Here is a 12,381-nt window from a genome sequence, read left to right on the forward strand (position 1 = left end):
ATGTCAGTGCGGTCACGTAGGCTCTCAGGTGTCGGAGAAGAAGTGCTCCGGGCACGATCCGCGTCGAGGGAGGGGGCCCACGTGCTCATCGACACCTACGGCCGAGTGGCCACCGACCTGAGGGTCTCGCTGACCGACCGGTGCAACCTGCGCTGCACGTACTGCATGCCCGAGGAGGGCCTGCAGTGGCTGGCCAAGCCGGACCTGCTCACCGACGACGAGATCGTCCGCCTGATCGACATCGCGGTCACCTCCCTCGGTATCGAGGAGGTCCGCTTCACCGGCGGCGAGCCCCTGCTGCGCCCCGGCCTGGTCGGCATCGTCGAGCGCGTCGCGGCCCTCGAACCGCGCCCCCAGATGTCCCTCACGACCAACGGCATCGGCCTCAAGCGCACGGCGGCGGCCCTGAAGGCCGCAGGCCTGGACCGGGTCAACGTCTCCCTCGACACGCTCCGCCCGGACGTCTTCAAGACCCTCACCCGCCGCGACCGCCACAAGGACGTCATCGAGGGACTGCACGCCGCGCGCGACGCGGACCTCACGCCGGTCAAGGTCAACTCGGTCCTGATGCCGGGGCTCAACGACGACGAGGCCCCCGACCTCCTCGCCTGGGCCGTGGAGCACGACTACGAGCTGCGCTTCATCGAACAGATGCCCCTGGACGCCCAGCACGGCTGGAAGCGCGACGGCATGATCACGGCAGGCGACATCCTCACCTCCCTGCGCACGCGCTTCGAGCTGACCCCCGAGGGCGACGAGGCACGCGGCTCGGCACCGGCGGAGCGCTGGCTGGTCGACGGCGGCCCGCATGTCGTCGGCGTGATCGCCTCCGTCACCCGCCCCTTCTGCGCGGCCTGCGACCGCACCCGCCTCACCGCCGACGGACAGATACGCACGTGCCTGTTCGCCCGGGAGGAGACGGACCTGCGTGCCGCCCTGCGCTCGGGCGCCCCGGACGAGGAGATCGCCCGCATCTGGCGCCTGGCGATGTGGGGCAAGAAGGCGGGAGCGGGGCTGGACGACCCGACCTTCGTGCAGCCGGACCGCCCCATGTCAGCGATCGGGGGCTAGCTAGGGGTTCTGCGAGGACTCCCATTCCTGCAGCAGCACCACGTCCTTCAAGAACCCCCGCACCCCGAGGAACTGCGACAGATGCTCGCGATGCTCCTCGCACGCGAGCCACGTCTTGCGCCGCTCCGGCGTATGGATCTTCGGGTTGTTCCACGCCAGCACCCACACGGCATCCGTACGGCAGCCCTTCGCGGAACAGATGGGCGTCTCGTCACTCACAGCTTCGTCTCACCACTGCACACAGAAAAGGCGACGCCGAGCAGCCACGGGGGGAGCTGCCCGGCGTCGGTCCGTCGCTCCGACGGGGGATGCGGAGCGCGTACGAAGTATGTCACGGGTAACCCCGCGCCCGGCACCTGAACAACATGATTGATCTGAGCTTTTCTTGAGCTTGGCGGGAAGATGACTTCCGTTTGTGATCGCCCCCGAGGGCCCCTACCGCTCCTGCGAATCGGTCCGCGCCCCCGGCACCGTCCCGGACACGGCGTCTTCCGCGACGGATTCCGCGGGACCGTCCTGCGTCCCCGGCGGCGCGATCATCGGCCGCACCGGCGGCACCACGAACGTCGACGGCAGAGACGGCGCGTTCTCGCGCCCGGCGTTCGCGATCACCACCGCGATGTACGGCAGCACCAGCCCGAGCACCAACGCCACGACGGCGACGTGCCGTTCGACGTTCCACAGGGTGGCCGCGAGGATCACGGAGATCGTGCGGACCGTCATCGAGATCACGTACCGGCGCTGCCGCCCGCGGACGTCCTCCTGGAGTCCGGCCCGGGCGCCGGTGATCCGGAACACCTCGACGTGTCCGCCGCCATGCTGCTTCCGCATCGCATTCCACCATCCGCCCGTATCGGATCTCCCCGCCCCGTAGCCGCCCTGGACCGGTCGGGGAGCCTGGCCAGGACAGCTTCCACGGTACGCCGCACCTGCGTCGGCTACGAGACCGGGGCCGGTCCGGCCCGGACGAACGGCCTGAGCCGTGATAGGTACGGCCATCCCTGGCATGCGGCGTAGGGCACCTGGGCCGACACTGGGCGTAGTGCTCACGTCGAGCCGTACGAGGAGGCAGCGATGGGCTGGTTGTGGGCGATCATCGTGGGACTGGTACTGGGTCTGCTCGCCAAGGCGATCATTCCGGGCAAGCAGCACGTCCCCCTGTGGCTGACCGTCATCCTGGGCATGATCGGCGCCGTCGCCGGCAACGCCATCGCCCGGGCGGCCGGTGTCGACGCCACAGCGGGCATCGACTGGTGGCGGCACGTCTTCCAACTGGCGATGGCGATCATCCTCGTCGGTCTCGGCGACCGGGCCTGGACGGCGGCCAGGGGAAGCAGACGCAGGGCATAACGGGGCGCACGGCAACGGGGCGGTCTCCGGGCACCGGAGACCGCCCCGTTCCGCACGCGCTCAGGCGCCGGTGACCTCCACCGCCGCCAGGTTCTTCTTGCCCCGGCGCAGCACCAGCCAACGGCCGTGCAGCAGGTCCTCCTTGGCGGGGACCGCGTCCTCGCCGGCGACCTTGACGTTGTTCACGTAGGCGCCGCCCTCCTTGACCGTGCGGCGCGCGGCCGACTTGCTGGCCACGAGGCCCACCTCGGCGAACAGGTCGACGACCGGACCGAGCTCGACGGCCTGGATGTGCGGCACCTCGGACAGGGCCGCGGCCAGCGTCCGCTCGTCGAGCTCCGCCAGCTCGCCCTGCCCGAAGAGGGCCTTGGACGCGGCGATCACGGCGGCCGTCTGGTCGGCGCCGTGCACCAGGGTCGTCAGCTCCTCGGCCAGCGCACGCTGCGCGGCACGGGCCTGCGGACGCTCCTCGGTCTGCTGCTCCAGCTCCTCCAGCTCCTCGCGGGAACGGAAGGACAGGATGCGCATGTACTTGGAGATGTCCCGGTCGTCCACGTTCAGCCAGAACTGGTAGAACGCGTACGGCGTCGTCATCTCCGGGTCGAGCCAGACGGCGCCGCCCTCGGTCTTGCCGAACTTGGTGCCGTCCGCCTTGGTCATCAGCGGGGTCGCCATGGCGTGCACCGTGGCGTCCGGCTCCAGCCGGTGGATCAGGTCCAGACCCGCCGTGAGGTTCCCCCACTGGTCGCTGCCGCCCTGCTGGAGCGTGCAGCCGTACCTCCGGTACAGCTGGAGGAAGTCCATGCCCTGGAGGAGCTGGTAGCTGAACTCCGTGTAGCTGATGCCCTCGGAGGACTCCAGGCGCCGGGCGACGGAGTCCTTGGTCAGCATCTTGTTGACGCGGAAGTGCTTGCCGATGTCCCGCAGGAACTCGATCGCGGAGAGGTTCTCCGTCCAGTCGAGGTTGTTGACCATGACGGCGGCGTTCTCGCCCTCGAAGTCCAGGAACGGCTCGATCTGGGAGCGCAGTTTGCCGACCCAGCCGGCGACCGTCTCCGGATCGTTCAGCGTGCGCTCCGCGGTCGGGCGCGGGTCGCCGATCAGGCCCGTGGCGCCGCCCACCAGCGCCAGCGGCCGGTGACCGGCCTGCTGGAGCCGGCGCACGGTCAGCACCTGCACCAGGTGCCCCACGTGCAGCGACGGCGCCGTCGGGTCGAAGCCGCAATAGAACGTGACGGGACCGTCCGCGAGCGCCTTGCGCAAAGCGTCCTCGTCAGTGGACAGGGCGAACAGCCCGCGCCACTTCAGCTCGTCGACGATGTCCGTCACGGTTCTCGTGTCTCCTTGATGATCTTCGGGCAGTCGGGTGACAGCCGACTACGAGGTTATACGCCCTGACTGACAGAGCTCATATTGAAATCCGGTACGCGCAGCGCGGGCATCGCGGCCCTGGTGAACCAGTCGCTCCACTCCCTGGGCAGCGTCTTCTCGGTACGCCCCGCCTCGGTGGCCCGGCCGAGCACGCCGACCGGCGACTCGTTGAACCGGAAGTTGTTCACCTCGCCGGTCACCTCGCCGTTCTCGACCAGGTAGACGCCGTCCCGGGTCAGACCGGTGAGCAGCAGCGTCGCCGGATCGACCTCCCGGATGTACCACAGGCAGGTCAGCAGCAGCCCGCGCTCGGTGTTCGCGACCATCTCCTCCAGGGAGCGGTCGTCGCCCCCGTCCAGGACGATGTTGTCGATGCCCGGCGCCACGGGCAGGCCGGTGAGGCCCGCGCTGTGCCTGCTGGTCGTCAGATGCCGCAGCTCGCCCCGGCTCATCCACTCGGTGGCCGCGAGCGGCAGCCCGTTGTCGAACACCGACTGGTCACCGCCGGAGGAGTGCGCGATCACGAAGGGCGCCGACTCCAGACCGGGCTCGTGCGGGTCGCTGCGCAAGGTCAGCGGCAGGTCGGTCAGCTTCTCGCCCACCCGCGTGCCTCCGCCCGGCTTGGAGAACACCGTGCGGCCCTCCACCGCGTCCCGGCCCGACGCCGACCACATCTGGTAGATCAGCAGGTCCGCGACGGCCGTCGGCGGCAGCAGCGTCTCGTACCGGCCCGCGGGCAGCTCCACGCGCCGCTCGGCCCACCCGAGCCGCACGGCCAGCTCCGCGTCCAGCGCCGCCGGGTCGACGTCCTTGAAGTCCCGGGTGGAGCGACCGGCCCAGGCGGACCGGGTCCGGTCCGGCGACTTGGCGTTCAGCTCCAGCGTCCCGTTCGGCTGGTCGTGCCGCAGCCGCAGCCCCGTGGACGTCCCCACGTACGTGGACACCAGTTCGTGATTGGCGAAGCCGTACAGCTCCCGGCCGCCCGCACGCGCGCGTGCGAAGGCTTCGCCGAGTGCCGGAGCGAAGTCGGCGAACACGGCGGAGGAGGTCTCGACGGGCGCCTCCGTGAACTCCGGCGCCTGCGTCACACCCGTGACCAGCGGCTGTGCGTCCTCGGCGGGCCCGGCGCCGCGCGCGGCGGCTTCGGCGGCCCGCACCAGGGGCTCCAGCTCGTCGGCCGTCACGGCGGACCGTGACACGACCCCCGAGGCCGTGCCCTCCTTGCCGTCGACCGTGGCGACGACGGTGAGCGTGCGCCCGCGCGTGACCCCGTTCGTGGTCAGTGCGTTGCCTGCCCAGCGCAGGTTGGCGGTGGACTGCTCGTCGGCGATGACGACACACCCGTCCGCCCGGGACAGTTCGAGGGCGCGCTCGACGACCTCGTGCGGCTTGCTGGTTCGCGCGCTCATCGACCGGCCTCCTGGGTCGTGTTCAGAATGTTGACGCCCTTGAAGAGGGCCGACGGGCAGCCGTGCGACACGGCCGCGACCTGGCCCGGCTGGGCCTTGCCGCAGTTGAAGGCGCCGCCCAGGACGTACGTCTGCGGACCGCCCACCGCGGCCATCGAGCCCCAGAAGTCGGTCGTCGTCGCCTGGTAGGCCACGTCCCGCAGCTGCCCGGCGAGCCGCCCGTTCTCGATGCGGTAGAAGCGCTGCCCGGTGAACTGGAAGTTGTACCTCTGCATGTCGATCGACCAGGACCGGTCGCCGACGACGTAGACGCCCCGCTCCACGCCCCCGATCAGGTCCTCGGTGGACATCCCGGCCGGGTCCGGCCGCAACGACACGTTGGCCATGCGCTGCACCGGCACGTGCCCGGGGGAGTCGGCGTAGGCGCATCCGTTGGACCGCTCGAAGCCGGTCAGTCTCGCGATCCGCCGGTCCAGCTGGTAGCCGACGAGCCTGCCGTCCTTCACCAGGTCCCAGGACTGCGCCGCGACGCCCTCGTCGTCGTACCCGATGGTGGCCAGCCCGTGCTCGGCGGTGCGGTCACCGGTGACGTTCATCAGCTCCGAGCCGTAGCGCAGCTTGTTCAGCTGGTCGAAGGTGGCGAAGGAGGTGCCGGCGTAGGCGGCCTCGTAACCGAGCGCCCGGTCCAGCTCGGTGGCGTGCCCGATGGACTCGTGGATGGTCAGCCACAGGTTGGACGGGTCGACGACCAGGTCGTACAGGCCCGCCTCGACGCTCGGTGCCCGCATCTTCTCGGCGAGCAGTTCCGGGATCTGCTCCAGCTCGCTCTCCCAGTCCCAGCCGGTGCCCCGCAGGTACTCCCAGCCGCGCCCCACGGGTGGGGCGAGGGTGCGCATCGAGTCGAACTCGCCGCTCGACTCGTCCACCGACACGGCGTTGAACACCGGGTGCAGCCGCACCCGCTGCTGCGTGGTCACGGTCCCGGCGGTGTCGGCGTAGAACTTGTTCTCGTGGACGGTGAGCAGCGAGGCGTCCACATGGTCGACCCCGTCGGCCGCCAGCAGCCGCGCGCTCCAGTCCCCGATCAGCCCGGCCTTCTCCTCGTCGGGCACGGTGAACGGATCGATCTCGTACGACGAGATCCAGGTCTTCTCGGCGTGCACCGGCTCGTCGGCCAGCTCCACGCGCTCGTCGGACCCGGCCGCCTTGATCACTTGCGCCGAGAGCTTCGCCATGGCCACCGCCTGGGAGGCCACCTTGGCGGCGGCGTCCAGTGTGAGATCCACCCCGGAGGCGAAGCCCCAGGTACCGCCGTGCACGACACGCACCGCGTACCCGAGGTCGGTGGTGTCCGACGACCCGGCGGGCTTGGCGTCCCTGAACCGCCAGGAGGCGCTGCGCACCCGCTCGAACCGGAAGTCCGCGTGCTCGGCGCCCAGCGCACGCGCGCGTGCGAGGGCCGCGTCGGCGAGGGCGCGTAGGGGGAGGGCCGTGAAGGCCTCGTCGATGGTATGAGGCACCGCCGTCTCTTTCTGTCGAGGTGAGGGTGGTCGCCGTACTTCGTGACTGCTCCGATCATGTCGTCTCGGCCCGTGCGCGGGCCACGAGTTTCCCGACCCGGGTGCGCGGGTTTCTGTAGGGACCCGACAGTGAGTCCCGTACGCCACTGTCGGTGCCCGATTGTCCGCGGGCCTGCCCGGACCGATAGGTTTTCGGAGAAGCCGCCTGTCATCGCCGCCTGTCGTCCAGGCGCCCGGGCGGGGTACCAGACCGCTACCGAAAGGGTGATCCGTTGAGCCGCTCGGTTCTCGTCACCGGAGGCAACCGGGGCATCGGCCTCGCCATCGCCCGCGCTTTCGCCGATGCCGGCGACAAGGTCGCCATCACGTACCGCTCGGGTGAGCCCCCGGCGGCCCTGACAGAATTGGGCTGCCTCGCCGTCAAGTGCGACATCACCGACGCCGAGCAGGTGGAGCAGGCCTACAAGGAGATCGAGGAGGCCCACGGCCCCGTCGAGGTCCTGGTCGCCAACGCCGGCGTCACCAAGGACCAGCTCCTGATGCGCATGTCCGAGGAGGACTTCACCTCGGTCATCGACACCAACCTCACCGGCACCTTCCGCGTCGTCAAGCGCGCCAACCGCGGCATGCTGCGCGCCAAGAAGGGCCGCGTCGTCCTCATCTCCTCGGTCGTCGGGCTGCTCGGTTCCGCGGGACAGGCCAACTACGCCGCCTCCAAGGCCGGCCTCGTCGGCTTCGCGCGCTCCCTCGCCCGTGAGCTGGGCTCGCGCAACATCACCTTCAACGTCGTCGCGCCCGGCTTCGTCGAGACCGACATGACCGCGGTGCTCTCCGACGAGCAGCGCGCCGGCATCGTGAAGCAGGTCCCGCTCGGCCGGTACGCGCAGCCGGAGGAGATCGCCGCGACGGTGCGGTTCCTCGCCTCGGACGACGCCTCGTACATCACTGGAGCCGTCATCCCCGTTGACGGCGGACTGGGAATGGGTCACTGATCACCATGAGCGGAATTCTCGAGGGCAAGCGCGTCCTGATCACCGGTGTGCTGATGGAGTCCTCCATCGCCTTCCACGCCGCCAAGCTGGCCCAGGAGCAGGGCGCCGAGATCATCCTGACCGCGTTCCCGCGGCCCACGCTGACCGAGCGGATCGCCCGGAAGCTGCCCAAGCCCACCAAGGTCATCGAGCTCGACGTGACGAACGACGAGCACCTCGGGCGCCTGGCCGACATCGTCGGCGAGGAGCTCGGCGGCCTCGACGGCGTCGTCCACTCCATCGGCTTCGCCCCGCAGGACGCCCTGGGCGGCAACTTCCTCAACACGCCGTTCGAGTCGGTCGCCACGGCCATGCACGTCTCGGCGTACTCCCTGAAGTCGCTCACCATGGCCTGCCTGCCGCTGATGCAGAACGGCGGCTCCGTCGTGGGTCTGACCTTCGACGCGCAGTACGCCTGGCCGCAGTACGACTGGATGGGCCCGGCCAAGGCCGCCCTGGAGGCGACCAGCCGCTACATGGCCCGTGACCTGGGCAAGCAGAACATCCGCTGCAACCTGATCTCGGCGGGCCCGATCGGTTCCATGGCCGCGAAGTCCATCCCTGGCTTCGGCGAGCTGGCCTCCGTGTGGGACTCGCGCTCCCCGCTGGAGTGGGACCTGAAGGATCCCGAGCCGGCCGGCCGCGGCATCGTCGCCCTGCTGAGCGACTGGTTCCCGAAGACCACCGGCGAGATCATCCACGTGGACGGCGGTCTGCACGCCATCGGAGCCTGATCTCCCGTACGCCGTCGGCGCCCCGTTTCCCGCAGCGCGCGGGGAGCGGGGCGTCACCCGTTCGGCTCATCCGGCCGGGCGGGGGAGGCGCACAGCCGGGCACCCTGGAGTACGCGTCACCACGCGATCCCCTCCCCAGCACGGCCGAGGAGGTCCCCTTGTGCGCTTGTCCCGCCGAACGGCCTCACTGTCCCTCGCCGTCGCCCTCGTCCTGACCCTGGCGTACGAGGCGGTTCCCCACGCGCGCGTGCCCGCCGGCGAGCCGGAGTCGGCCGACCCCTTCGGCGCCGCCTGCCGGACCCGCGTCACCGGCTCCAAGGTGACCGTGTACTGCCACAACCCGTACCCCGAGGCCGACCGCGTGAGCCTGCACGTCGAGTGCGCCCGCTGGTGGGACATCGACACCGACAGCTCCCCGGTGGAGGCCGGGCCCGCGCAGACCGTGCGGCTGACGGGACGCTGCTGGAAGGAAGTCGGCGACGTGTGGATCAGTCACCGGCGGGCGAGCTGATCCCGCCCAGGCGGCACTGGAACGGATAGCGGGCGGCTTCCGCCGCCGCCTGCTCCGCGTCGCCCGTGCGGATCGCGTCGAGCAGCCGCGCGTGCTCCATGTACGTCTCCGGCGTCAGCTCCTCGCCGACGTCCTCGCGCAGCCAGTCCCGCAGCACCTCGCCCAGGTCCGCGTACATGGCGGTCATCACGTCGTTGTGGGAGGCCGACACCACGGCCAGGTGGAAGGTCGCGTCCGCCGTCACGAACGCCTCCGCGTCACCCGACTCCCAGGCCTCCTCACGCCGCAGCAGCAGCGCGTCGAGCTGCTTGAGGTCCTTCTCCGTACGCCGCTCGGCGGCCAGCCTGGCCGCGGCCGACTCCAGCGTGGACCGCAGCTCGGCGATGTGCCGGGGGTCGGCGCCGGCGAACCGCCGCTGCATCACCCCGGCCAGCTCACTCGTCGCCACGACATACGTGCCGGAGCCCTGGCGGATGTCCAGCAGGCCGTTGTGCGACAGGGCGCGGACGGCCTCGCGGACGGTGTTGCGGGCGACACCCAGCTGCTCGACCAGTTCGGGCTCGGTCGGGATGCGGGAGCCGACCGGCCACTCGCCGGAGGTGATCTGGGCCCGCAGGGCGGCGATGACCTGCTCGGAGAGCGCCGAGCGTCGGGGATGGCTCAGGGGCATGGCACACCTTCGCACGACCGGGGCGCCGGAGGGCAGCCGGGGACGGGACGGACTGGACAGTCAATCATCCTATGATTCTATGATGGGCCTCATGGCTAGTGAGGAAACCCGGACGATGACGCCCCCGACCGTACGCAGCTCGGCCGCGCACGAGGCCCGGGAACCCGGCGGCTCCTCCACGCGCGCGTGGACGATGCGGCTGCTCGTCCTCGGCATCGTGCTGTCCGCGCTGAACCTCCGCCCCGCCATCACCAGCCTCGGCGCCCTTCTGGAGGAGGTCCGCGACGGGCTCGGCATGAGCGGCAGCGTGGCCGGACTGCTCACCTCCGTGCCGCCGCTGTGCTTCGCCGTCTTCGGCGTCATGGCCCCGCGGCTCGCCCGCCGCTTCGGAGCCGGCGCCGTGGTGTGCGCCGGCATGGCCGCCATCGCCACCGGCCTGGCGATCCGGCCGTACGCCGGCGGCACGGCCGGCTTCCTGGCCGCCAGCGCCCTCGCCCTCATGGGCATCGCTGTCAGCAACGTGCTGATGCCGGTCATCGTCAAGCACTGGTTCCCCGACCGCGTCGGCTCCATGACCGGCCTGTACTCCATGGCGCTCGCCCTGGGCACGGCCCTCGCGGCCGCGGTCACGGTGCCCCTGACCGACACCCTGGGCGGCAGCTGGCAGTCGGGCCTCGCCCTGTGGGCGGGACTGGCCGTGGCGGCGGTCCTGCCGTGGCTGCCGTTCGTACGGGGGCGTGCGGCGGCGCCCGGGGCGGGGGAGCGGGGCGGAGACGGGCCCGCGTCTGCCGGGGGTGCCGTGGCGGAGACGCCGGCCTCCGACGGGACGCAACCCGGGCGCAAGGAAACCTCTGCCCCTGCCTCGACGGGACACGCGCGCGAGGAGACCTCTGCCTCCGCTTCGACGACACCCGCGCGCGAAGAGGCTCCGCGGCTGCGGATCACCCGGAGCCGCACCGCCTGGGCCCTGGCCGTCTTCTTCGGGCTCCAGGCGACCGCCGCCTACATCACCATGGGCTGGATGGCGCAGATCTTCCGGGACGCCGGCGTGCCCGCGGGCACCGCGGGGCTGCTGCTCGCGGTCACCATGGTGATGGGCGTACCCCTGGCCTTCGTCATACCGCGCCTGGCGACGCGGCTGCCGCACCAGGGCCCGATCGTGCTCGCCCTGGGCGTCTGCGGCCTCGCCGGCTACGCCGGGCTGTACCTCGCGCCGGCGGGCGGCGCCTGGGCCTGGGCCGTGCTGCTCGGCGTCGCCAACTGTGCCTTCCCGCTCGCGCTCACCATGGTCGGCATGCGAGCCAGGAGCGGCCCGGGCGTGGCCCAGCTGTCGGCGTTCGCGCAGAGCACCGGCTACCTGATCTCCATCCCGGGGCCGCTCCTGGTGGGCGTCCTCTACCAGCACAGCGGCGGCTGGGGCCTGCCGATCGCGCTGATGAGCGCCCTGATGATCCCGCAGATGGCGGTCGGCTACCTGGCGGGCCGGGACCGTACGGTGGAGGACGAGGCGGGCCGCTGAGCCCGCCGCGGAGCCGTTGATCTCACCCCGGGGCGCCCGGTCTCCGCGGCGGGTGCGAGACTTGCCCCATGCCAGTGCTCGACCCGAATCCCCAGCACGGTCAGAAGAAGATGCTGCTCGTGTTCGGCGCCTTCTTCGCGATCTTCATCATCATCGGCGTCATCGCGACCATCGCCTCGCCATGACCGGCCCTCGCCCCGCCCATGGTGGGGCTAGCCCCCCTGTCCCCTAGGGGGTGAGGGTCAGGGTCAAGTGGGTGGATCACCGGATGGGTCGGCCGCCTCGGATTCCGTAACTTCGACGTGTGACCGCGAGACGCGGGCCACGGACCATTCGAAGAGCGGAGGCACCCATGTCGGCTCCTACGCACACCCGGCCCCATCCGGCGACCCGGGCCGGCGTCGGCAGCCGGCTGCCCTGGTGGGCGCTCGCCCTGCCCACGCTCGCCTTCGTCGCGCTGCTCGTGCTGATCCTGAACCCGTCCGACGCCCAGGCGGCCACCGGCGACCCGGTGATCACCCACCTCGTCGAGCGCGTCCAGCAGCTGACAGCCCGCTGAGCACGGCGGAAAGCCGGTGGTCAACTCCCTGCGCCCCGTGGCCTGTTTCGTGCGAAGCTGGATCTCATGAGCGTCGCAGAACCCCGCAGGATTGTCCTCTTCCGCCATGCGAAAGCCGACTGGCCACAGGTGAGCGATCACGAGCGTCCGCTCGCCGACCGGGGCCGAAAAGAAGCGGCGGAGGCCGGGCGCAGGCTGGCCGACACCGGCATCGCCTTCGACTTGGCCCTGTGCTCCACCGCGGTCCGGACCCGGGAGACCTGGAAGCTCGCCGTCCAGGAGTTCCCACAGCGGCCGAAAACCGTCTACGAGGAGCGGATCTACGAGGCCTCACCCGGCGAACTGATCGCCGTGCTCAACGAGACCCCCGACGACGCGCAGAACCTTCTCCTGATCGGCCACAACCCGGGCGTCCAGGGCCTCGCCGACATCCTGGCGGGCACGGCCGAGGGCGACGCCCGCGACCGGATGACCCGCCGTGGATTCCCGGCCGCCGCCTTCGCCCTGCTGTCCTTCACCGGCTCGTGGAAGAGCCTGGAGCCGGGCGTGGCCACGCTGGGGGACTACTGGGCACCGACCGAGTGACCGACTCCGCGTGAGCGGGGCCCGGCACCGTGCGGTGCCGGGCCCCGCTCG

Annotated in this window: 15 protein-coding genes; 9 read left to right on the forward strand and 6 right to left on the reverse strand. The window is 71.0% G+C overall.

The features are described 5' to 3' along the window. The first annotated feature begins 81 nt into the window (after positions 1 to 81). Complete coding sequence (gene moaA, locus MQE23_RS34355; protein ID WP_020274127.1) at positions 82 to 1,071, forward strand: GTP 3',8-cyclase MoaA; 990 nt, start codon at positions 82 to 84, stop codon at positions 1,069 to 1,071. Here moaA and MQE23_RS34360 read toward each other — a convergent pair whose 3' ends face one another. Beyond that, positions 1,072 to 1,290, reverse strand: coding sequence for a hypothetical protein (locus tag MQE23_RS34360; protein ID WP_037670584.1), 219 nt, complete (start codon positions 1,288 to 1,290; stop codon positions 1,072 to 1,074). It abuts the gene before it with no gap. Positions 1,291 to 1,506: 216 nt separating this feature from the next. Next, positions 1,507 to 1,902: a DUF3099 domain-containing protein gene (locus tag MQE23_RS34365; protein WP_020274129.1), complete on the reverse strand. Its 396-nt coding sequence runs from the start codon at positions 1,900 to 1,902 to the stop codon at positions 1,507 to 1,509. A gap of 243 nt (positions 1,903 to 2,145) precedes the next feature. Here MQE23_RS34365 and MQE23_RS34370 point away from each other — a divergent pair, with 243 nt between their 5' ends. Then, complete coding sequence (locus MQE23_RS34370; RefSeq protein ID WP_243381157.1) at positions 2,146 to 2,421, forward strand: GlsB/YeaQ/YmgE family stress response membrane protein; 276 nt, start codon at positions 2,146 to 2,148, stop codon at positions 2,419 to 2,421. A gap of 60 nt (positions 2,422 to 2,481) precedes the next feature. Here MQE23_RS34370 and tyrS read toward each other — a convergent pair whose 3' ends face one another. From tyrS to MQE23_RS34385, 3 genes are read right to left on the reverse strand one after another with little or no spacing between them, the layout of a single operon-like run. Beyond that, the gene (gene tyrS, locus MQE23_RS34375) at positions 2,482 to 3,750 is read right to left on the reverse strand and encodes a tyrosine--tRNA ligase (RefSeq protein ID WP_243381159.1); all 1,269 of its coding nucleotides are present in this window, start codon (positions 3,748 to 3,750) and stop codon (positions 2,482 to 2,484) included. Positions 3,751 to 3,806: 56 nt separating this feature from the next. Next, positions 3,807 to 5,201, reverse strand: coding sequence for a metallopeptidase TldD-related protein (locus tag MQE23_RS34380; protein ID WP_020274132.1), 1,395 nt, complete (start codon positions 5,199 to 5,201; stop codon positions 3,807 to 3,809). Then, positions 5,198 to 6,721, reverse strand: coding sequence for a TldD/PmbA family protein (locus tag MQE23_RS34385; RefSeq protein ID WP_020274133.1), 1,524 nt, complete (start codon positions 6,719 to 6,721; stop codon positions 5,198 to 5,200). The genes MQE23_RS34380 and MQE23_RS34385 overlap by 4 nt, the downstream gene beginning before the upstream one ends. Positions 6,722 to 6,993: 272 nt before the next feature. On the opposite strand from MQE23_RS34385, the gene fabG reads away from it, so the two are divergent. The 3 genes from fabG (at position 6,994) to MQE23_RS34400 (ending at position 8,997) form a co-directional block, all read left to right on the forward strand. Then, the gene (gene fabG, locus MQE23_RS34390; protein WP_020274135.1) at positions 6,994 to 7,713 is read left to right on the forward strand and encodes a 3-oxoacyl-[acyl-carrier-protein] reductase; all 720 of its coding nucleotides are present in this window, start codon (positions 6,994 to 6,996) and stop codon (positions 7,711 to 7,713) included. Positions 7,714 to 7,718: 5 nt separating this feature from the next. Then, complete coding sequence (gene fabI, locus MQE23_RS34395) at positions 7,719 to 8,486, forward strand: enoyl-ACP reductase FabI (RefSeq protein WP_010037733.1); 768 nt, start codon at positions 7,719 to 7,721, stop codon at positions 8,484 to 8,486. Between the two features lie 160 nt (positions 8,487 to 8,646). Further along, a complete protein-coding gene (locus tag MQE23_RS34400; RefSeq protein WP_037670587.1) occupies positions 8,647 to 8,997 on the forward strand; it encodes a hypothetical protein in 351 nt (116 codons plus the stop codon). Here MQE23_RS34400 and MQE23_RS34405 read toward each other — a convergent pair. Then, positions 8,975 to 9,667, reverse strand: a complete 693-nt coding sequence (locus MQE23_RS34405) for a FadR/GntR family transcriptional regulator (protein WP_243381161.1) — start codon at positions 9,665 to 9,667, stop codon at positions 8,975 to 8,977. The two genes, MQE23_RS34400 and MQE23_RS34405, sit on opposite strands and share 23 nt — an antisense overlap. A gap of 79 nt (positions 9,668 to 9,746) precedes the next feature. Here MQE23_RS34405 and MQE23_RS34410 point away from each other — a divergent pair, with 79 nt between their 5' ends. From MQE23_RS34410 to MQE23_RS34420, 4 genes are all read left to right on the forward strand, one after another. Next, a complete protein-coding gene (locus MQE23_RS34410) occupies positions 9,747 to 11,186 on the forward strand; it encodes a CynX/NimT family MFS transporter (RefSeq protein ID WP_243381162.1) in 1,440 nt (479 codons plus the stop codon). A gap of 68 nt (positions 11,187 to 11,254) precedes the next feature. Beyond that, positions 11,255 to 11,371, forward strand: a complete 117-nt coding sequence (locus MQE23_RS43550; protein WP_086012488.1) for an SGM_5486 family transporter-associated protein — start codon at positions 11,255 to 11,257, stop codon at positions 11,369 to 11,371. Positions 11,372 to 11,538: 167 nt separating this feature from the next. Then, positions 11,539 to 11,745 (forward strand): hypothetical protein, encoded by a 207-nt coding sequence (locus MQE23_RS34415; RefSeq protein ID WP_243381163.1) that lies wholly within the window; start codon positions 11,539 to 11,541, stop codon positions 11,743 to 11,745. A gap of 66 nt (positions 11,746 to 11,811) precedes the next feature. Next, the gene (locus tag MQE23_RS34420) at positions 11,812 to 12,330 is read left to right on the forward strand and encodes a histidine phosphatase family protein (RefSeq protein ID WP_037670591.1); all 519 of its coding nucleotides are present in this window, start codon (positions 11,812 to 11,814) and stop codon (positions 12,328 to 12,330) included. The last annotated feature ends 51 nt before the right edge of the window (positions 12,331 to 12,381 follow it).

The organism is Streptomyces sp. HP-A2021 (assembly GCF_022807935.1).
GTDB classification, from domain to species: Bacteria; Actinomycetota; Actinomycetes; order Streptomycetales; family Streptomycetaceae; genus Streptomyces; species Streptomyces afghaniensis.